This is a genomic window from Paenibacillus sp. FSL M7-1046 (assembly GCF_038007405.1).
Taxonomy (GTDB): Bacteria; Bacillota; Bacilli; order Paenibacillales; family Paenibacillaceae; genus Paenibacillus_AQ.
In genome coordinates this window covers 4357452-4378088 of the sequence record NZ_JBBOXB010000001.1, presented here as the reverse complement: position 1 = coordinate 4378088, position 20637 = coordinate 4357452, and the positions used below count along the sequence as shown (strand labels likewise).

Below are 20637 nucleotides of genomic sequence, written 5' to 3'. Positions count from 1 at the left end.
TTATTTCAATTGATCCGAAAGCTCCTTAAAAATAACCCCAAGCGCATAGGCACCCGCATCCGGATATCCAATACTTCTTTCGCCAACAGTGCCTGCGCGTCCCATACGTGCCACAATAGCTTCTGTCTTTTTGGCTCCTTCAATGGCTGCATCGGCACCCTTCACAAAAGCGGTTTTGAAATCATCTCCGGCCTGACTGCTCTTCGACCAGGAATCTGCACAAGGCACAAGAGCGTCGATCAAGGTTTTGTCCCCCACCACGGCTCCACGCCCGAATGAACGTTCACCGACTGTTTGTATGCCTTGTACAGCGGCCTGCATCATGTCAGCAAATTCAGAAACACTTATTTCTGTTTTCGCACCAACAGCCTTACCCGCTGAACGGAATGCAGAACCCCAGATTGGCCCGGAAGCCCCTCCGCAATATTCCATAATAACCAGTGAACAAGCATTCAGAAAGCTCCCAATGTCCGCTTGGCTATGTGTCAGAATATCTTTCCACTCCCGCTTCAACTGCCGGAATCCTTTGGCAATACTCATCCCGAAATCGCCATCACCGGCATGTGAATCCAGTTCACAGAACGGAACTTCATTTCTAATAATGATTTCGCTCATCTTGTCTAACAGATAGACGAAATTATCGAGTGTAAAGGTATCGCCATTGATCTTGGCATATGCTTCAGGTGTTTCTGTCTCAAAGGATACGGATGATTCTGTGAGATTGTCCTGAGCAATATCAACATACGGAACGCTTTCCGTAGGCCCTGAAACTTTGAAGGCAGGGGTATCGCTTTCCTTGAATAAGAGCATTTTCAGTTCTTCGTCCAATTTCAGAAGAGTGATGGAGGCTCCGGCCATATCAATGCTTGTCATATAGTTTCCGACGAAGGTTTTACAAATCTTAATATTTTTCTTCTCTGCTAATTCCCGGGTCACGGCGTTATTTAACAGATACAGCTCCAGCAGCGGAGTTCCCCCAAACCCGTTAACGAGTAGTGCAATCTCGGAAGAAGCTTCGCCCCCGATCTTTAAATCCGCTAAAAGTGCCTCCACCATACGTTTTGCCAGACTATCGGCAGTTGCGATTTTTTCGCGGCGGATTCCCGGCTCCCCATGAATGCCGACGCCATATTCCAGCTCATCCTCAGCAATTTCGAAGGTGGGGGTTCCCTTGGCAGGAACCGTACATGAGGTTAATCCGAAACCGATGCTGCGAACATTTGCAGCCGCTTTCTCCGCAGCGGCTTTCACCTGCGCCAGACTCCAGCCCTCTTCTGCCGCCGCCCCGGCAATTTTATGCACCAGTACAGTTCCGGCAACTCCCCGGCGTCCTACCGTATATAAACTGTCCTGTACCGAAATATCATCATCTACCCGGACATAATCTACTTCGATTCCGTCTTCTTCAGCCAAAAAAGCTGCGTTCTTGAAGTTCATCATGTCACCGCTGTAATTCTTTATAATCATCAAGGTACCCTTATTGCTGGCGGTTGCCTGAATGGCCTGATACACCTGAATCTGGGACGGGGAGGCGAAAATATCTCCGCACACCGCTGCATCCAGCATGCCTTTCCCCACATACCCTGCATGGGCAGGCTCATGTCCGCTGCCGCCACCACTAATCAAGCTGACCTTGTTTTCATTGATTTCTTTTTTCTTAATGATTTTATACTTCCTCACAAATTCAAGCTCCGGATGAGCCATGGCAATGCCATTGCACATTTCAATGACCGTGTTCTCCGGCTGATTGATGATCTTCTTCATGGATTAGGCCTCCCGGGCTGTTTTGTAGTTTTGGCCAATTTTGTCTGCCGCGGCAATCGCAGCTGCAACTTCCTTTACTGTGATAGGGAATGGCATCGCATGAATGGATTCTTCAGGAATGCAGGCTTTTTCAGCGACTTGAAGCAGTTCCTCAGCCGTAATATGATCTACGCCGATATCCGCCAGGCACACAGGCAGCCCTACCTCCAGACAAAAATCCAGAACCTGATGCAATTCCTCCGTCGGGGCGTTCTCCAGCACCAGTTGGGCAAGTGTGCCGAAGGCAACCTTTTCCCCGTGATAGTAGGAATGTGTTCCTTCCAGAATGGTTAAACCATCATGGATCGCGTGTGCGCCGCCCAAGCCTGCGCTTTCAAAACCAAGCCCCGACAACAAAATATTAGTCTCCACTATATTCTCCAGCGCCTGTGTAACCACATTACTATCACTGGCTATCTTCGCTTTCGCCCCGTCTTTAAGCAGCATTTCATAACATAGGGTTGCGAGAGCGAGCGCTGCGTTCGTGCCTACAGCAGGGGCACAGTGGCCTTCTCTTGAGCCCATGGGGAGACTGGCGTTCACTCTCGAATAAGACTTGGAGGTCGCTCTTGCTTCAAAATAGGTGGACAAAGCATCCCCCATCCCCGCCACAAGAAAGCGTGTAGGCGCATTGGCTATCACCGTCGTATCTACCAAAACAACACTTGGACTTTGCTTGAAATAGGCATAATCATCAAAAGCACCCTCAGGTGTATACAGTACGGCTGAATGGCTGGTAGGCGCATCGGTAGCGGCAATCGTCGGGCAAATGATCAGAGCTTCCCCCTGGGCCACGCATTTGGCCGCATCAATCGCTTTGCCTCCGCCCAGGCCGATTGTGCAGGTACAGCCCTTCTCTGTCGCAATAGCCTGTAATCTGGCGACTTCCTGACGTGAGCACTCTCCTTTAAAACCGCTTTCAACAAAGGTAATGTTAAACTTCTTAGACGTAGCATCGAGCTTATCCTTTACCCGTTTCACATCATCGGGATGGGCAATCAACAAAGCGGAGGATCCAAATGAAGTTACAAAGTAGCCAAGATTTAATAACTCGTCTTCACCTTGAACATATTTAGTTGGACTAATGAATGCTTTTCTCATGAATCAAACGCCTCCTGTTTTTTATAACAAATTTTATTAATTAATTAGAGTATAAAGCAGGATATTGATCTTGATAGTGGAATATCATAACCAATAATTATAATTCTTAATCGTAATTATTTGCACTGTGCAGTAACAATGGTATCCTCTTGCCATAGAGAAGGTCCTTATTATACGATTTTAAATCGAGGGGTGATTTTTTTGATGCAAGAGTCCTTAAATATAAGCAAATTTTTGGATCTCAAAAAATGGAAGCGGCTTCAGGATTCCTTGGCTACCGTTACCAAGCTGGCTATTTTGACGGTTGATTACAAGGGAATCCCTGTGACCAGCCACAGCAGCTGCCAGGCTTTCTGTCAGAATGTGCGGAAGGATCCGGAGCTCCTTCCGTTTTGCCAGAAGTGTGATTCCCGCGGCGGGCTTGAAGCGGTCCGGTTAAATGCACCTTACGTTTATCTATGCCACTTTAATATTATAGATATTGCAATTCCGATCACTGTGGATGATAAATACCTGGGTGCTGTGATGGCGGGGCAGGTCAAGCTTTCCGATCCTGAGAACGGTACAGATCTGGAGCAAATTGTATCTTTGCCAAACAAATCATCACATCTGCTCAAAGGGAATCAATTGAAGGCATACTACGATGATATACCAACGATGACCTATGAAGAAGTCGTGAAAATATCCAACATGCTATTTCTCCTGTGCAACTATATTATCGAAGAGGCACTCAACAAAAACCTGCTGGTCGAAATGTTCGAGAAGGCTGCCGGAAACGATGAAGCCCTAAACCTCTCCACTATTCTGCCCGGCTACACCATAAAAAATATTGAGTCGATCAAAAAAGAAATGACCAATGCCATCGCGGATGCCTACCTTAAAAACACATCCAGTGATATGAGTATTTGTACAAATCCGATCTTTAAACCCGCCTGGGATTATATTTACAATAACAAAAGTGAAAATATAACATTAAGTCATATGGCTGAGCTATGTCACATCAGTCCCAGCTATTTCAGCAGACTTTTTGCGAAGGAAACGGGAGAAAACTTCACCACTTATTTGGCAAGGCTAAAGGTGAAATGGGCGAAGCAGCTGCTCGAAGTGACCGATATGCCCGTTTCTCAAATCAGTGATGAGCTGGGCTTCAATGAACCGGGTTATTTCATTAAAATCTTCAAAAAATTCGAAGAGATCACACCAGCTCTTTATCGTAAAGGTTATCGGGAAAATCAAGGAGTCAGCTAAATGCAAAGGTGGTGTCCCAAATGCCGTGAAACGGATGCTTGAGACACCCATCGTTTTTTGAGCAGGATCAACGTGAGCACATGGGTGGACGCTCCGCGAACGGACCGTTGTTCCAATCGCTGTTGTCCCCAGATTTTTTTTGATTCTCCTTAGCGGTGAAAATCCGGGGACAAAGGCGACCGCTGCCGCTTTTCCGCGGGTCAGTCCGTCCTCTCCGCTGTTTGAGCAGAAAAAGTTTCTGCAATCTTTTAAAAACGTAAAAAATCGCCCACGCAGCGGTGAATCGGCTGGACGAAGCCATCTTCGACGCTGCCTCCCGGGCGGCCGCTGTAACAGCTACCACCAAACCAGTTTACTTTGGCTTACTGTCTACACCAAAGCAGGACAGATACTCGCTGTTTACAGCCACATTGAAAAGGCAAGACGGTTGGCTTTTGCTTGCCCATAACATGCAGAAGCAAGCCGCAATGGAGCAAAAACGAAGAGCAGCGATTCCCCAATTACAGGAGAATCGCTGCTCTGTTTTTTAGAAAGAAGAAGATTGGACCTGGTCATAGAAAATCGACTTTTGGGACACCTCCATATAGAATGAACTTAATAACTAGACAAAAGGGAAAAGTGGCGGAGGGGAATTTTGGAACTGTAGGAGCGGTAGCGTCCGCCTTTAGGTTTGGATTTCTACCGCGATTCGCGGTTATTTCAGGAAATCCAAACCTAACAGCGGCCGGAAGTCCAAACATTCTCTGTAGTCACGGCCAATCCCAAAACAGAAGAAAAATTATAAGTTCAATCTATATAGTACTTACATTCCCACAGCTGAAGATATCGCGGCAAAGACTGCAGCCACCAGCCACAAGATTGGAAACAGCTTAAGGATGACTTTGAGCCACTGCCCAAAATTGATCCGGGCGATTGCCAGACCTGCCAATAATACTCCACCTGTTGGCGAAATCAGATTGGTCAACCCATTGCCAAATTGATAAGCCGTTACTACCGCTTCACGGTTGACACCGACCAGATCGCCCAATGGGGCAAGCACGGGCATCGTTAATGCAGCCTCACCGGAGGAAGAGGGAACCAGGAACGTGATAATATTATGGACGACCAGCATGATGGTAGTGAACAAATAGTTCGGCAGACCTTTAAGCAGGTTAGCCAGCGCATTCAGAATCGTGTCGATAATCATGCCGTTCTCAGCAACGACGAGAATTCCCCGGGCCAGCCCGATAATGACTGCCGCATAGATGAATTCGCCACAGCCCTTTACAAAGTTCTCAGCGATTTCCTTCTGATTCATCTTGGTGACCACACCCGAGAAAATACCAAGTACGAAGAAAAGGGCACCGATCTCGGTCATATACCAGCCCTGGGTCATAATTCCCCACACAATCAACCCCAAGGTAACGATAAAGCCGCCAATGATGAGTTTATCCCGATGGGTAAAGCTCACCTCTATACCTGAGTTCTCTTTAATAAAGTGTTGGCGGTTTAAAATGTCATTCTGGAATACAGGAGATTTCTCCGGATTTTTCTTCACCCGCTGCGCATACCACATGGTAAAACCGATCGATATCGCAGTGAATACAATCCATTCAATAAATCTCAGCCATAGCTGTGGATTACCTTGCACTCCCGCTACACCTTGGGCAATCAATACCGAAAACGGATTAACGGTGGAGCCGACATAACCAATCTGTGTTCCAAGAAAAAGGATGAGGATGGCCGTAATGGAGTCAAAACCAAGTGCAAACATTAAAGGAATAAAAATGGCGTAAAGAGGTATTATTTCTTCACTCATTCCAAACGTGGAACCTCCAAGGCTGAAAATGACCATCGCTATCGGAATCAGCAATATCCCTTTTTGTTTGAGCCGTCCGGCCAAGGCCATCAGCGCCCGGTCAATCGCTCCAGTCTGCAAAATAATCCCGAAGGCTCCGCCCACAATAAGTACGAAGGCAACTACGTCAGCGGCATTGATTATGCCTTCCATAGGTGCACTGGCGATTTGTGCAAGGCCCTGCCGCAAATCTCCCTCTTCACTTACTTTCGCTACAGAATGATAGGTTCCCGGGATAATAGTTGTCTTGGCAGAACCATCTACAATGACTTCCTGCCGGTCAAATTGACCGCTCGGGACAACCCAAGTCAAACCGGCAATAGCAATTATAATCAAGAAAATCAATGTATAACTATGAGGCAGAGACCATTTTATTTTACGTTTAGAGGTTTCCATTCTATCCCTCATTCCTAGAAGCGTCGTAGGTGATTTTTCCGGCAGCGATAGTTAATACGACATGTGCGTCTCTGATATCGGCAGCTGTTGTATCCAGAAGATTGCGGTCAAATACAGCAATATCGGCATATTTCCCCGCTTCTAAAGTTCCCGTGCTCTCTTCCATACCACAGTGTCTGGCCCCGTTAAGGGTCCATGCCTTTAAGACTTCAGACGCTGGCATTCCCTGTTCAACATTCCAGCCTTCAGGTGGTGAGCCGTCAGGAAACAACCGGAAAGTGGCCGCGTAGATCGAATCAGGAACACTAGTGAGGAACAAAGGTAAATCAGTGCCAATCGTTAGGGGGATGTTCGCATCCAGCATGGACCGGTAATCATAGAACCGGCTTTCATTCGCTTTTCCAGCCACAGCCGCCATATAAGCATCTTCATAGGAGGGATTTAACAGCAGGATCTGGGCATACACCTCAGCGAAAATCCCGTTTTCCCCCATCCGTTTTAAATCATCGGGGTGAGGGTATTCCAAATCACTTATAGAATGTTTAATCGGATGATCCCCCTGGTTTTGCTGGCAAGTTTCGAGCATATCTACCGCCCTGCGAATTGCTGCATCCCCTTCAGCCGTAAGACAGCACTTAATTCCATGCCTGTCTGCTTCATATACTGCAGCTTCAATTACGTCATAGTCAACCGGCTGCAAAGTAGTTACTCCTGGCAGATCTGCGTAAGGCTCCAGCATATCTCCTGTATGATCAGCGACAACACCGTCTATCATCAGCTTGAATCCCTGAAAGCGGAGAACCTCCCCTTGATAGCGTTCTTTATATTGAATTCCGGCGGGAATATCAATCGGCTGCAGCACAGGTTCCAGCGCAAAATGAAACCGCAGCGGCAGTTCCCCGGCAGCTTCCAGTTCTTCAAGAACCGGCAATAAACCGCTGTGCTGGTCAAAGCCTATATCTTTTATGGAGGTTACACCCCGCTTGGCAAGCATCCGGGTGAAATCCAGAAACTCTTTTTTGACTAATTCCCGATCCTGCATCATCTCATACAGCAAACTGGCACGCGCCTCGGCACTGCAATGATCGGGGGTGAACTGATATTTATCCTGGGCGATTTGGTTCATCCAGCAATAATTTTTCGTCCGATTCATGGCAATGACAGCCCTTTGAGGAAAAGCTTTATCTAATATACTTTGCTCTGGGAGCTTTCCCCATAACTCCCGGCTCCAACCGTAAGCGTATACATTTCGATCAGCAGGTTGTTGTTCCGCTTCTTCTATAAGCAATTGCAAGGCATCTTCTATAGAGGCTGCATTTGTCAGATCCACACCACGATGCAAGGACATATAACCGGTAAAAAATACATGATTATCATGCACACCAGACATAATCAAAGCATCCCTCAGATGATGGACAATCGTCTTCGGTCCGATCCAGGCTTCTGCCTCTGCCGGATCGCCGACCGCGGCAATCCGTTCCCCTTGCAGGGCGATGAATCCAGGCGAGGCATCCTCCTCTTTTCCTGTAAACACGGCACTAGACATTAGTACTCTTTCTGCAAAACCATGTTCAGCTGCTCCCATGATCTCTCCGCCTTAGTTCAAATTTATAATACGACTTATAACGTTATACTGTAGCTACTGCTTCTCCATCATTGGAAGAAACAGTAGCTTTTACGTATTTGAAATTCCAGCTGACTCTGACTTTAATGAATCACAAAGTAAATTGGTAACGGTCACCAATAATGAACTGCTTCCCTACATGAACCGGCTTACTATACTGGTCGTAAATAATGGTGTTCATGTAAAACAGAGGCTGGCCGATCGGAACTTCCAGTAATTTCGCCTGAGGTTCGTCCGCCAAGACAATTTGTAATATCGTCTCTCCCGGCTGGTTCGGATCAATATTGTATTCGCTGCGCAGCAGCTCATATATCGAGCCTTCAAGATTAGCCTCCATCAAGAAAGCGAACCGGTCAAACGGATAATAGTTATTTTCCAGCATCAGCGGTTGTTCGCCGGCATATCTCTGGCGCTGAATATACAGCACAGACTCACCTGGCTGGATTTGCAGCCGCTCTGCGGTATCTGAATCGGCTTTCAGCTTTTTTCTCTCCGTGACTATGCTATGCGATGAAACTCCATTCGCTTTGCAGGCAGCCGTAAAACTGATGATATGCTCAATCTTCCGGCCGATCTTGGGCCTATTCACAAAGGTGCCCTTGCCCTGCCGCTTCGTCAAATACCCGTCTCTCACCAATTCTTCTATCGCTTTGCGTACAGTAATCCGGCTCACATTATAGGTTTCGGCCAGCTCAATTTCAGTAGGTATTTTATCCCCTTGATTAAAGCTGCCGTTGGCGATTGCGGATTGAACCGCATTTTTCAATTGAATGTATAATGGCTCAGCGTTTTCTGCATTTAACATAGTTTACCCTCACTTGTTATATAACGTTATATCACTCTTTCCTTAGAGTAACAAACGATCCTCTTTTTCACAAGCAAAGATAAGTGTGCGCCTTAATAATGGGCTCCGAATCCAAATGAACCCTCTACCAGACAGCTCTTGGCAGCTAATCGTGAGCCTTCCTTCATTGCGGCTTGAATATCTCTGTCCTTAAGCATGCTTAGTAAAAAAGCCGTAATATAGGAATCCCCCGCTCCCATCGTGTCCACAGCATGGATGAACTCCGGCGATTGATAATAAAAGGCTGTTCCATCATAGGCGATAGACCGGTCTCCGCCGCGTGTTGCAACTAATACCTGCCCCTCTCTCTTGCGTTTGGAACGGATGTAACTTTGGGTCGCTTCATCCGTCATGTGACTGCAGGAAAAGAAGGCAAAATCGGCATTACCGATATAACGTTCTACTTGCTCTTCCTCAAAGTCATCGGAAAAATCAAAGGAAAGAGGAATCTTCAGCTCATTCAGCTCAGCAAGCAGATGCCCGGTGTGGCTGTAAAGCCCCGTATGGACAATATCGAACCCGCGGATGTATTCCTTATCATCTTCACTAAGTTCTATGGGATGAAGTCGGGTAACCCCGCCTTCGTTGCTGCCGAGAAAGACTCTTTCCCCGTTCTCCAGCGTTACACGTGCACATCCATTTTCACCGCTGTGATGTCTGCAGCGCGAGGTATCTATCTCCAGCTGTTGCAATGTATTCTCCACCAGCCTTGCCTCAGCATCATCACCGAACACGCCGAGGAAGGCCGCATCCGCACCCTCTCCTTTGGCGAAAACACTGAAATTGAGTGCATTGCCACCGGGGTACATCATACGCAGATGCACATACTTGTCGACCACATTATCGCCAATTCCTAATACTCTCATGGTTTACACTCCCGTTCAGTAGGCTACTTTCCCCATATAACGGCGGGTTTCCAGCGGATGATTTCTTATTTCGGCCAGAGCCTCGCGGTAGACGCAGATAATACTGTAGAACAATACCGGATTAAAGAATTCCACGACTTCATCGGCAATAACACCTAAGCCAAGCTCCTTAGCATCAATCACTTCGACTTTTTCAGCATATTGATTCAGGAAGGTGCGTGCGCGTTCATCCAACTCACGGGTGCGGCCTTCATTAATCATTAAGATGAATGGAGTTTCTTTGTCGGTCACTTCGAAGGGACCATGGAAGAATTCGCCGGAGTGGATAGCCGCTGCATGAAGCCACTGCATTTCCATCAAAGAGCAGATCGCAAATCCATAAGCATGACCATACGAAGCTCCGCTTGTCAGGATATAATATAACTCTTCGTTGCGGTACTTTTCGGCAAATACACGGGCTCGTGGAGCAACCTGCTTTTTACCCTGGTTAATAATACCGTTAATGGTTTGCAAGCCTTTTTGAAAAGCGTCAATATGTGCATAACCTTCAGCCACATGCAACAATTCTACAGCGAGCTCCAGAATGATAGCCATCGGATTGTTTTTGACGTCACTGTCATCTCCCCATTCATACAGGAAAGAATAATCGGAATAATTCAGCAACGCGGCCTCCTGATTATGGGTTAAGCCAATGGTATGTGCGCCATTCTCTTTGGCAGCCTGTGCAGCAGCCACCGATTCCGGCGTATTTCCGCCATGAGAACAAACAATGACTACCGATTGTTTACCCAGACGTTTAGGCAAAGCATGAACAAACTCGTTAGCTGTATATAGACCCGCTACCAGTTTTTTTGCTTCGCTTTCAAGGAAATACTTTGAGGGATACATATCAACCAGCGAACCTCCGCAGGCTACAAAATAAACTTCTGAAATCCCCTTGTTTACTTTTCCATGAATAGCTTCAACTACCTGATGTACATTCATTTGATTCTCTCCTTTGTATAACGTTATATAACGTATTACTTACGAGATAAATATAACCGCTTTCAAAAAAGGTGTCAAGCCCCCTTTGGGCCCAAACCCAAAAAAACTCCTCTCCAGAACTTGTGATTAGACAAGCCCTGAAAAGGAGTATTATTGTTTGATTCGCCTAATCTTCGGATTAGCGTTGATACGTCTAGGAGAAAGAAACCTTGGCACCTATAAAGTAGCCAATTGAAACAAAAAGGAGTGACCAGGTCAGCGCACATGCAACGGATATACATACATATTTTTTGAAGGGCATGGCACTGATGCCGGAAATATAACTGGCAACATGCCTGACCCCCGGAATAAAATAGGCAAAAGCAACCGTCCAAATTCCAAAGCGTATAAACCATCCCTTGACTCTGATAAACCGCTTCGGGGTAAGCCCAATCCACTTGCCGTATTTATTCACTACCGGTTGTCCCAGCCGCAAACCAATGGTGTAGCTGATCATCATTCCTGTTATGGACCCTATGCAGCCGATCAGTACCGAAAGTGTGAAATTCAGAACCATAATGGACGACAAATACCCTACAAACAACATCAACACTTCGTCAGGTACGGGAAGTCCAAGAATTCCAAGCGCCAAAAGAGCAAAAATTGCTAAATAGCCGTAATGTGAAATTAACTCCATCATCCAAGGCATCAATATTTCACTTCCTGTTGAAGTTTTTTTTGAAAGAAGGGAAGGGAATCCGGCTGATCATCATTATAGACAGCATCAACATTAATACTACTATGTATTCCGGTTTCATCCGTCCATCCAGCAAAGAGATCATCGAAAGGATCACCCCTGCAGCAGTAATCGGCATCCCTACGAAACCCTTCGAAGAAGCTGATATATTAAATCTGGCCAACCGCAGTGCGCCGCAGATCAGGAAAGCAACTGCAGCCAGGGTCCCCAGCCACTGAACATTTTCCAGCTTGTACAACAAAATCAGAAACGCAGGAGCCAATCCAAAGGATATGATATCTGCCAGTGAGTCCAATTGCTTGCCGAAATCGCTGGTACAATGCAGCCACCGGGCCAGCAAACCATCCATTACATCACACAAAGCTGCTAACAATATCATGGTTAATGCCAAACTATATCGTTCTTGAATTGTGAAGAGCAAAGAGAATGCTCCAATTCCCAAATTTGCCAGAGTAAACATTGAAGGCAGCCAATTCCATTTCATGCTGTCTTACTCCTTTCGCTACAGTACATGTATTGGTGGGATTAGCCTTCAAATCTAACCATAGATTTGACGCCTTCCTCGATATTTTCCACTGCATAACTACAGCCATGCATATCCAGTATCCGCTTTGCAATGGAAAGCCCCAGTCCCGTTCCACCTGTCAGCCGGCTCCGGGAAGGCTCAACCCTGTAGAACCGCTCCCAGATTTGCCCCAGCTGATCTTCGGGTATCGACTCACCTTTATTATGAATAGAGAATACAGTAGACTTCTCATCGCTCTGAACATTCACGGTTATGGTACTTCCATCTTCAGCATGCCTGATTGCATTGGTTAGAAAATTAAGAATAACCTGTTCGATCCAGCCCGCATCCGCGTATACCGGCAATTCATTAGCAGGAATTATCATCACCTGCAGCTGCTTTTCCTGCAGAAAGTGAATCAGCCTGTCCGCTACCTTTTCCGTCAGTTCCGTCAGCATGAAGGAGGTCTTTCTGAGTTTAGTCGTCCCCGACTCCAATCTGAACAAATCCAGCATATCATTCACAAGAAATCCCATTTTTTCAGATTCCTCTATAATGACCTTAATGTAGTAATCCTGTTTAGCAGCACTTACTCCGTCTTCTAGTCCTTCGGCAAATCCTTTAATAATGCTTAGAGGCGTCTTCAATTCATGAGAGGCATTGGCAAAAAAGTCCTGCTGCATGGTCTCCATTTTTTGTTTGCGCTCCATATCTTCGACCAGCTGCTGATTGGCCTCCCTCAACTCACTCAAGGCGGAGTCTAAACTTTGTGATAAGGTGAACATGCTATTGGACAAGCTTCCAAGTTCATCCTTCTGCCGGATGGAGGGATGTCCTGTAAAGTCCAGGGAAACCATACGTTTGGCAATTTTGTTCAGCTTGATCAGTGGACGGGCTACCATTTTAGAATAGAAGTAGGACAGTATAAGAATAAATACAAAACCTCCGATTCCGAGATATAAAAAGAACCAGCGCAGCGCATCATTCGAATCCTTAACCTCCTGTAAGGAAGTTACAGTGAATAACAGATCAATATCTCCGTTACGTTGCTGCACAGGCAAAATCATCACAGAGTTGCGGATTCCACCCCAAGGGGCTGTCCAATCCGCTTTCTGCATTTGCAGCCCTTTGAACTGTTCCACCCGGGCCTCAGACAACGGAAACCACTCGTCCAAGGCCTCAAACAGGATGCCCTGACGCGGATTCCATATTTTCAGATTAGGTAAAACGATCTCCGTGACAATACCGGAAAATTGAGTGTCTCCTCCCTCTGATTCATCCCCAATGGCTGCGGACCCTTGCTTTTTTATGCTAGTGGGGAATATGAGCTCCGGTGAGTAGACATCTCCTTCAATCAGCTGGTCTCCTTGAATGGTCAAAGGATCATCCAGCTTAATATTCGCTGCACTGAACTCATCTCCATACTGATTGATGAACAGGGATAAAGAAACAGCTATGATCTGGCCGTCTTCATTCATAACCTTCATATGAAACGGGTCTTCCGACTTCATCTTGCCGTCCAGCTTCATAATAACCAGCTGCGTTTTATTGCGCAGCATGAAGCGGGCAAGCTCCTGGGAAGTCCTGCTCGTATCCCACGACCCGCTTGTGTAGCTTGACCCAAAGCTCTTGAGATGCTTCTCCACACGGTTTTCCTTCTGCTGCTGATAGAAGCTGTCAAAGAAAAACAGCTGGCTCAAAATCACCATCCCGTAAAAGCAAACAAAAAACACAACTGTCATCACGAACAGCTTAAAGGTAATTCCCCATCTTTTCATGCCTCATCCTCAAATATGTACCCGGTGCCAATCACCGTGCGAATATAACGTGACTCATACCCCAGCTTACTTCGCAGTTTTTTGATGTGGCTGTCCACTACACGGGAATCGCCTTCGAATTCAATCCCCCATATCCGGGTAAGGATCGTGTCCCTTGAGATCACAATGCCCTTATTTCGGATCAACAGCCATAACAGATCATATTCCTTAGGGGTAAGCTCTATTTCTGCACCAGCAACCTCAAGCCGATGGGCCAGCGTATTAAACATCGCGGAACCAAACTTTACGATGCTGGATTCCGGCAAATGACCTCCCTCGACCCGTTTCATTAGCGCATTCGCCCGGGCTATCAGTACTTTTGGGCTAAACGGCTTCGTCACATAATCATCCGCGCCCAGTTCAAAACCGTGAATTTTATCTTCATCTCCGGATTTGGCCGTCAACAATATGATGGGTATCGCTGCCTTTTTGCGAATTTCCCGGCACACTTCAAAGCCGTCCATCTTGGGGATCATAATATCCAGAATCAGCAGATCCGGTTGCAGCGAATCAAACCAGCTCAATGCATCTTTTCCATTATCCGCCTCTTGTACTTCCCAGTCGTTCTTTATGAAATAATCGGAAACAAGTTCACGAATGCGGCTTTCATCCTCAACGAGAAGAACTTTCTTTTTCAATATAGTCCCCGCCTTCAAACCATTTTTATATTTTTCAGCTTAATCGAGTGATATGTCCTTCATGTGTCCTTAGACAGAACACCCCCCACTTGATTCTACAGATACAAGTCCAGATATAAAAGTGTTGATTGTGGACGCTGGTGAAACTGGGAAAGGTAGATTGAAACTAGAGCATACCTTCAAATGGAAGAGCTCTGGGGAAGCAAGGATTTAGAATTGAAAATAGGGCCCTAAAAACCCGCAGCGGGTTCGTTTACTCGGACTCAGGAGGCGTTATGGAGAGTAAACCCCCTGTTTATTCTCTTTTGCGGACCCAGGCGGCCTTATCTGCTCTGCATTTTATCTAAAAACGGCCAGCAGGGAGAAATAACTGCACTGGAGTCCGTTTTCCTCCTGTAACAGGCTAAAATCCTCAAATAAGTGCAACTCGGTCCGTTCGTGCTCAGAGCCAGGAATACACTTTCCAGGCGCATACACACGCCTTCGGAAGAAGAACGAAGTCTTTGAAACACCGAGTCGTAAGCCTCTACCGAAAAAACTACCTAAATAGATTGAACTTAAGGTTTTAGAGTACAAGATCAGTCGCAACTACGGTGAATATTTGGACTTCCGGCCGCTGTTGTCTTCAAATTTCTTGATTTCAACCGCTATTAGCGGTAGAAATCCGAAGACTGCTTATGCTTTCGATGCTAGCTTTCCTTCGGAAAGCTTTCAGGCGGACACTACCGCTCCTCCAGTTCCAAAATCCCCCTCGGTTGCTCCTTTCCTTTAGCTCAAGTTTTCAAGTTCAATCTATATAGTGGCGAAACGCCTTTCTCTGCGTGTGATCAGAAAATGGTACTGTACCCATGATTCCTTAGGGCATACAGCAGCAGGTGTTGGCGGGGAAGCGGTTTGAAGACACGCCCTAGACAAGCCCAAAGACAACCCTCTTAGAGAGCCGTCCGGATATTTAGCAAGGACCTGCTACCCCGCTGCCAAAATAACAGCAGTACCAAACACTGCTTCAGCAAGAAAGACCCGGACGCGACCTTCATGCGGAGCGGCCAATGACAATAACAACAACAAAAACAGCGACCCTCCGGTAACAAGAGGATCGCTGCTTTTTTAACTTTCTTGCGTTTATATAGTGAGAAGGATCATTGGGTTCAGCCGAGGCCGATTCCCACGGTCACAATTTCATGTCCGCCAACCGGCAGCTCCAGCGCAACAGTGCTGCTGCAGTCCAGGACTGCCGATTTGTCCTCTAGAATATTGGATTTGTAAAATCCCCTATTCGGTATATCCGTCTCCAAATGCAATTCACACGGCTTGCTCTCCATATTAAACCAGCGGATCAGCAAGTCCCCGCTGTCCTCGTTCATTTTAAACGAGGACAAGGCAGCGGACTTGCCGCTCCAGCGAAGTGGTGAATAAACGGCAGGAAGGGTTCCCGGATGAAGCTCCGCCTGGGCGGTGATCCAAGGAATCTGGAACTGATAAGCCCCGGCGGCAGCGCCGGAGGACACAACGTCTCCGTCATGCGGAATGAGCAGCATTTCCGCTGTCTGTTCGCCCTGACACTGGGCTTCCGGCGTAGGGAACCAGCCCCAGTCTCCCATCTCACCGACACAGCGGAGCAGGGTTACGGCTATCGTATTACGGCCGTCGCGCAGAATTTCATATTCATTCAGTCCAAGATTGGCTACTGCAAGTCCTGCGCCTGCTTCCGCCACATCCACGAAAGACTGCTGATGTTGTGTATTGCTGGGATTCAGCCACTCCGGCGCCGGCTCGTTCGGTCGTTCGGCCAGCTCGAACATGGAATCGGCGCGGTGGGTGGACGCGGCCAGATCGGTCGGGAACAGCATCCGCAACCGGTGGTCCTTCGCCGTATTGCTGATGAAGCTTTCGATCTTCAGACCTTTGCCGCCCTGCTCCAGCCTCAGCACCGTGCGCAGCTTAAGCAGCACGGTTGCCGTGGAGCGCTGCGCCTGCCGCTCGGGATAGTAGACCAGCGAACGCTGTTCATCTTCCAGAAGGGAGTCGGCTGAAGCCGGAATTGCCCACTCATGGGTAATTTCTACGGAAGCCCGGTACGGCGTGTCTTCAATCACGCGGATGCCGGCCGCAAAGCCCTGGGTAGTGAGCGGCGTTTCACCTGCCGGCTGTCTGAACATATATTCGTTGCCGATATCGCCGGTATTCTCATAAATGCCAAGATCACGGTACACCTTGCCGCTCGCTTTGTGCGTCAGCGCAAAGGAACCGTCCGCCATGATTTCTACACGCAGGTTTGCGTTTTCCAGCACCTGCTCTCCTTGGAGCAGGGAGACCTTTTCGGTAAGCAGTGCACCTTTACCCTCTTGAAGGCGTACCCATGCGTAGCTGCGCCAACCCAGCGCCGGAACGTCCGCAGCCTCAAAGGTCAGCTTTACCTTGCGGCACATGTACGGCTGCCGGAACCTGTCGTCCGGCAGATCATAGCCAAACGACAGGCCCAGATCCTCGACGGTGCAGGGAATTTCTGTCCCCTGTTCATTGATCAGCACCCGTCCGTCCAGATCTGCCGCTTTCATCCGGCTGGCCGTTACTTCCAGCGGCAGACCTTCCCGCAAATACAGGCGGGCAACGTCCAGCTCCACGCTCACCGTGCCCGTGCGGCTCCAGCCGCTTGTATTGACCGCTACAAGCGGCAAGGCGTCTTCGCCAAACCCGGAGAACAGGGAAGTATCAACCGCTTGGGTGATGGTTTGCATGCTGCCCTCCACAATGCCTTCGGCGATGTGGCGGCTTTTGTCAAAGCGGGTTACCATCTCGCGGTGCACTTCATCCACGCTGCAGCCGCAGATCGAATCATGCGGATGGTTCTGCAGCAGTGTCTTCCAGGCGTAAGTAAACAGATGATGCGGATACTCCCCGCCGTGCAGCCTGGCGATGGAAGCTAGCGGCTCCGCCACCTTCTCAAGCAGCGCCTGGCCGCGCTGGTTCATCTGCTTCAGGTACACCCGGGCCGAAGCGGTATTGACCAGCGTCCCCCAGCCATCGGTGCGCTGGCTCCGCAGCTCGCCCTTGACCGTAGAGAGGCCGCGGTCCAGGGCAGCGGCGGCCACAGCCCCGACATAGTCCGCAAAGTTGGAATGGACAAAATCCGTCTGCGGATACAGCCTCTGCGCTGTACGGATCGCCTCCGGCAAATCGGTTTGCAGCGGCTGATGATCGCAGCCGTTCATGAACAGCAGTTGATCCGTAGCCGCGAATCGTTCGGCGTCGGACAGCTTCCGGTCCCAGAATACCTTCGCCTCCGCCGGATCGACCGGAATCTCATTGCCGTTCGAATACCAGTTGGCGAACAGGATGCCCAGCACCTTCGAGCCGTCCGGCCCTTCCCAGAGCAACTCGGAGAAGGAGGATTCATAACCGTCGTCGGAAACGGTGTTATTGAATCCCGTCGGCTTGACCCCGCGCCCGAAGAATGCGTTAGTAATTCCGGCCTGCGCCATAAGCTGGGGAATTTGTCCGGTCAGGCCAAAGGTGTCGGGAAAATAACCAATCCGTGAAACTTCCCCATACACGCGGGCGTCCTTATGGCCGATCTGCAGATTGCGCACATTGGCTTCCGGGCTGGTCAGAAAGGCATCCTGGAGAATATACCAGGGCCCGATAAAAATCCTTCCCTCACGGATATGCCGTTCCAGCCGCTCCCGGTTGCCCGGGCGGACCTGAAGATAGTCCTCGATAATGATTGTCTGACCGTCAAAGAAAAAGCTTTTGAAGTCCGGGTCCTGCTCCAGTTTGTCCAGCAGGCTGTCCACAAGCTGGACGAGACGGATATGATGCCGCTCATAGGGCAAATACCATTCCCGGTCCCAGTGGGTATGCGAAATGATATGAGCCGTTTGTTGTTTGTTCAAGTGTGCTACACCTCAGCCTTCAAAGGGAATTCCTCCATATACTCAAGCAGCTCATCCACAGTGGTAAAGGCGAGTCCGGTCACGGTGTCGGCGCAGCCGTAATAGATGGCGATCCGTCCCGTAGCCGAATCCGTCAACGCCGCGCAAGGGAAGGTTACATTCGGCACATCGCCCACACATTCATACAAGGTTTCCGGGCCGAGAATATAGTTGCGCGAACGTGCCTTTACCTTCCAAGGTTCGTCCAGATCCAGAAGCGCGCAGCCCATGCGGTAGACAAACCCGTTGCAGGTGTTGATTACGCCGTGGTAGATCAGCAGCCAGCCCTTGTCGGTCTCAATCGGAATGGGGCCCGGGCCGATTTTTTTGGACTGCCAGGCGGATGCATCCCCATTAACAGTGCCCATTACATAGCGGTGCTTGCCCCAGAAGGTGAGATCAGGGCTTTCACTGTAGAAAATATCTCCGAAAGGCGTGTGCCCCGTATCGCTCGGACGGCTGAGCATGGCATAATGGCTGCCGATCTTTCGCGGAAACAATACGCCGTTGCGGTTATAGGGCAGGAAGGCATTTTCCAGCTGGTGAAAGGTTTGAAAATCAAAGGTATAGGCAAGCCCGATGGTTGGCCCGTGATAGCCGTTGCACCAGGAGATGTAATAACGGTCATCAATCTTGCAAACCCGGGGATCGTAACGGTATTCCCGCGTAATTATTTCGGGGTCTCCTTGGAACACGATCGGTTCATGATTGATCTTCCAGTTCACGCCATCTTCGCTGAAGCCGGCGAAAATATCCATGCTGACGGATTTGGAATCGCAGCGGAAGACGCCGGCAAACCCGTCCTTAAAGGGAATGACAGCCGAATTAAATACACTGTTGGAATTCGGTATGGCATTGCGCTCAATGATCGGATTGGCATTATACCGCCATACGGGCGCATTTATGCCTGCCGGCTTATCCTGCCAAGGGATATTTGATAATTTGTCTCCAATAATTGTAGTCATGATCATGTCTCCTTTTCAGTTACAAGATTTCTTCTCTCAACGCCTGCCAGACCAATTGCGAGAACAGGCTGTTTGACCAGGCGAACCACTTGCGGGTAAAGATATGCGGGTCATCTGCCAGGAACCCTTCATGCATGTACCCGGTATCGGCGTCGGTTGCTTCCAGCATGTCGATCATCGCCAGCTTCTCTTCCTTGTTGTCCGCCGTTAATCCCTGCATCGACAGCGCCATGTGCCAGATATAGCCCGGCGGTGTATGAGGACTGCCGATGCCTTTGGCAACTTTGCCTTCGAAATAGAAAGGGTTCTCCTTGCTGAGCGCGAAACGTCTCGTATTCTGGTATACCGGGTCGTCGTTCTTCACATAGCCAAGGTAAGGAATGGAGATCAGGCCCGGCGTTCCGGCATCGTCCATCAGGCTGTAGTTGCCGTAGCCGTCCGTTTCGTATGCATAAATCGGCCCAAATTCCGGATGGCGGTAGATGCCGTACAGCTTAATGCCATGGTCGACCTCCTGTTCCAGCGCCTTAAGCTCCGCCAGGAAATCCAGATCGCGGAAGACCCATTCGGCGAAATCCTGCATCTGCCGCAAGGCCACAACCGCGAACATATTGCCCGGAATGTTGTAATGGAAATCACAGGCATCGTCGCTGGAACGGAAGCCGGACCAGATCATCCCGGTATAATTGACCGGCATGCCCAGTCCGCCGTTGCGGATCGAATCCTCGGGAATCCCGTTATTGCGGGTGAAGCGGTACGGGGATTGCTCGAAGTGATGCTGTTCCCGCTTGAACAGATCGGTAATGAGCCGCAGCGCTTTTTTGAAATCCGCCGTGAAGAAGTCGGTCCGTTTCGTCTCTTCCCAATACGCATGGGCCAGCCGGATCACGAAACACAGCGAGTCGATTTCGAATTTGCGCTCCCAGACCCATGGCGACATCTCCGTCACATCTCCGGCATTCCAATGCCAATCATTCGCCGTTTCATTAAACGCATTGGCGTAGGGGTCGATCAGAACGTATTGAATATGGCGCTTGATCAGCCCGCTGATGATACGCTGGAGCTCGGGATCATTGCCCGCAAATGGCACATAATGAATGACCTGCTCGACCGAGTCACGCAGCCAGCTTGCCGGAATATCGCCCGTAATGACGAAGGTGGTCCCGTCCTCCAGCAGCTTGGTTGTTGTTTCCAGGGTGTTGGGAAAACAGTTGCGGAACAGCTGCCGCAGCTTCGGCCGGTGTGCCAGCTTCTGATCGGTTTCCGCCAGTACCGCCGCAATCGACGGAGGAAGCGGCAGCTCCGGCATCACAATATGAGGAAGTCTGAATTGTTCCAATA

The 20637-nt window shown here is 48.8% G+C and carries 15 protein-coding genes; 1 reads left to right on the top strand and 14 read right to left on the bottom strand.

Features of this window, described 5'->3' with window-relative positions; all coding sequences use genetic code 11:
- Positions 1-1764, bottom strand: a complete 1764-nt coding sequence (gene dhaK, locus NYE29_RS19235) for a dihydroxyacetone kinase subunit DhaK (RefSeq protein ID WP_076114407.1) — start codon at positions 1762-1764, stop codon at positions 1-3.
- A gap of 3 nt (positions 1765-1767) precedes the next feature.
- A complete protein-coding gene (locus NYE29_RS19230) occupies positions 1768-2904 on the bottom strand; it encodes a glycerol dehydrogenase (protein ID WP_340897079.1) in 1137 nt (378 codons plus the stop codon).
- 204 nt (positions 2905-3108) lie between these two features.
- On the opposite strand from NYE29_RS19230, the gene NYE29_RS19225 reads away from it, so the two are divergent.
- On the top strand, positions 3109-4152 hold the full coding sequence (locus NYE29_RS19225; RefSeq protein WP_445322177.1) for a PocR ligand-binding domain-containing protein: 1044 nt from the start codon (positions 3109-3111) through the stop codon (positions 4150-4152).
- Between the two features lie 802 nt (positions 4153-4954).
- On the opposite strand, the gene NYE29_RS19220 is transcribed toward NYE29_RS19225, so the two are convergent.
- From NYE29_RS19220 to NYE29_RS19165, 12 genes are all read right to left on the bottom strand, one after another.
- Complete coding sequence (locus NYE29_RS19220) at positions 4955-6385, bottom strand: YfcC family protein (protein ID WP_076114411.1); 1431 nt, start codon at positions 6383-6385, stop codon at positions 4955-4957.
- Position 6386: 1 nt separating this feature from the next.
- Positions 6387-7970, bottom strand: coding sequence for an amidohydrolase (locus NYE29_RS19215; protein ID WP_340897077.1), 1584 nt, complete (start codon positions 7968-7970; stop codon positions 6387-6389).
- A gap of 130 nt (positions 7971-8100) precedes the next feature.
- Positions 8101-8814: a GntR family transcriptional regulator gene (locus NYE29_RS19210; protein WP_076114413.1), complete on the bottom strand. Its 714-nt coding sequence runs from the start codon at positions 8812-8814 to the stop codon at positions 8101-8103.
- Positions 8815-8906: 92 nt separating this feature from the next.
- Positions 8907-9719, bottom strand: coding sequence for a fructoselysine 6-kinase (locus NYE29_RS19205; protein WP_076114414.1), 813 nt, complete (start codon positions 9717-9719; stop codon positions 8907-8909).
- A 15-nt stretch (positions 9720-9734) separates the two neighbouring features.
- Positions 9735-10703 (bottom strand): SIS domain-containing protein, encoded by a 969-nt coding sequence (locus tag NYE29_RS19200; RefSeq protein ID WP_340897076.1) that lies wholly within the window; start codon positions 10701-10703, stop codon positions 9735-9737.
- A 193-nt stretch (positions 10704-10896) separates the two neighbouring features.
- Positions 10897-11391 (bottom strand): DedA family protein, encoded by a 495-nt coding sequence (locus NYE29_RS19195; protein ID WP_076114416.1) that lies wholly within the window; start codon positions 11389-11391, stop codon positions 10897-10899.
- A 7-nt stretch (positions 11392-11398) separates the two neighbouring features.
- The gene (gene pssA, locus NYE29_RS19190) at positions 11399-11923 is read right to left on the bottom strand and encodes a CDP-diacylglycerol--serine O-phosphatidyltransferase (protein ID WP_076114417.1); all 525 of its coding nucleotides are present in this window, start codon (positions 11921-11923) and stop codon (positions 11399-11401) included.
- Positions 11924-11964: 41 nt separating this feature from the next.
- The gene (locus tag NYE29_RS19185; protein WP_340897075.1) at positions 11965-13722 is read right to left on the bottom strand and encodes a sensor histidine kinase; all 1758 of its coding nucleotides are present in this window, start codon (positions 13720-13722) and stop codon (positions 11965-11967) included.
- Positions 13719-14399 (bottom strand): response regulator transcription factor, encoded by a 681-nt coding sequence (locus tag NYE29_RS19180; protein ID WP_076114419.1) that lies wholly within the window; start codon positions 14397-14399, stop codon positions 13719-13721. The genes NYE29_RS19185 and NYE29_RS19180 overlap by 4 nt, the downstream gene beginning before the upstream one ends.
- A 1148-nt stretch (positions 14400-15547) precedes the next feature.
- The gene (locus NYE29_RS19175) at positions 15548-18292 is read right to left on the bottom strand and encodes an alpha-mannosidase (RefSeq protein WP_340897074.1); all 2745 of its coding nucleotides are present in this window, start codon (positions 18290-18292) and stop codon (positions 15548-15550) included.
- Between the two features lie 5 nt (positions 18293-18297).
- Positions 18298-19296 (bottom strand): glycoside hydrolase family 130 protein, encoded by a 999-nt coding sequence (locus NYE29_RS19170; protein WP_076114336.1) that lies wholly within the window; start codon positions 19294-19296, stop codon positions 18298-18300.
- 19 nt (positions 19297-19315) lie between these two features.
- Positions 19316-20635, bottom strand: a complete 1320-nt coding sequence (locus NYE29_RS19165) for a glycoside hydrolase family 125 protein (protein ID WP_340897073.1) — start codon at positions 20633-20635, stop codon at positions 19316-19318.
- Positions 20636-20637 lie beyond the last annotated feature (2 nt).

Bases quoted from the DNA above. Each gene is read 5' to 3' on its own strand.
- NYE29_RS19210 (WP_076114413.1), bottom strand. From the start codon at position 8,814: ATGTTAAATGCAGAAAACGCTGAGCCATTATACATTCAATTGAAAAAT.
- NYE29_RS19170 (WP_076114336.1), bottom strand. From the start codon at position 19,296: ATGACTACAATTATTGGAGACAAATTATCAAATATCCCTTGGCAGGAT.
- NYE29_RS19230 (WP_340897079.1), bottom strand. From the start codon at position 2,904: ATGAGAAAAGCATTCATTAGTCCAACTAAATATGTTCAAGGTGAAGAC.
- NYE29_RS19205 (WP_076114414.1), bottom strand. From the start codon at position 9,719: ATGAGAGTATTAGGAATTGGCGATAATGTGGTCGACAAGTATGTGCAT.
- NYE29_RS19215 (WP_340897077.1), bottom strand. From the start codon at position 7,970: ATGGGAGCAGCTGAACATGGTTTTGCAGAAAGAGTACTAATGTCTAGT.
- NYE29_RS19200 (WP_340897076.1), bottom strand. From the start codon at position 10,703: ATGAATGTACATCAGGTAGTTGAAGCTATTCATGGAAAAGTAAACAAG.
- NYE29_RS19185 (WP_340897075.1), bottom strand. From the start codon at position 13,722: ATGAAAAGATGGGGAATTACCTTTAAGCTGTTCGTGATGACAGTTGTG.
- dhaK (WP_076114407.1), bottom strand. From the start codon at position 1,764: ATGAAGAAGATCATCAATCAGCCGGAGAACACGGTCATTGAAATGTGC.
- NYE29_RS19195 (WP_076114416.1), bottom strand. From the start codon at position 11,391: ATGCCTTGGATGATGGAGTTAATTTCACATTACGGCTATTTAGCAATT.
- NYE29_RS19220 (WP_076114411.1), bottom strand. From the start codon at position 6,385: ATGGAAACCTCTAAACGTAAAATAAAATGGTCTCTGCCTCATAGTTAT.
- pssA (WP_076114417.1), bottom strand. From the start codon at position 11,923: ATGAAATGGAATTGGCTGCCTTCAATGTTTACTCTGGCAAATTTGGGA.
- NYE29_RS19225 (WP_445322177.1), top strand. From the start codon at position 3,109: ATGCAAGAGTCCTTAAATATAAGCAAATTTTTGGATCTCAAAAAATGG.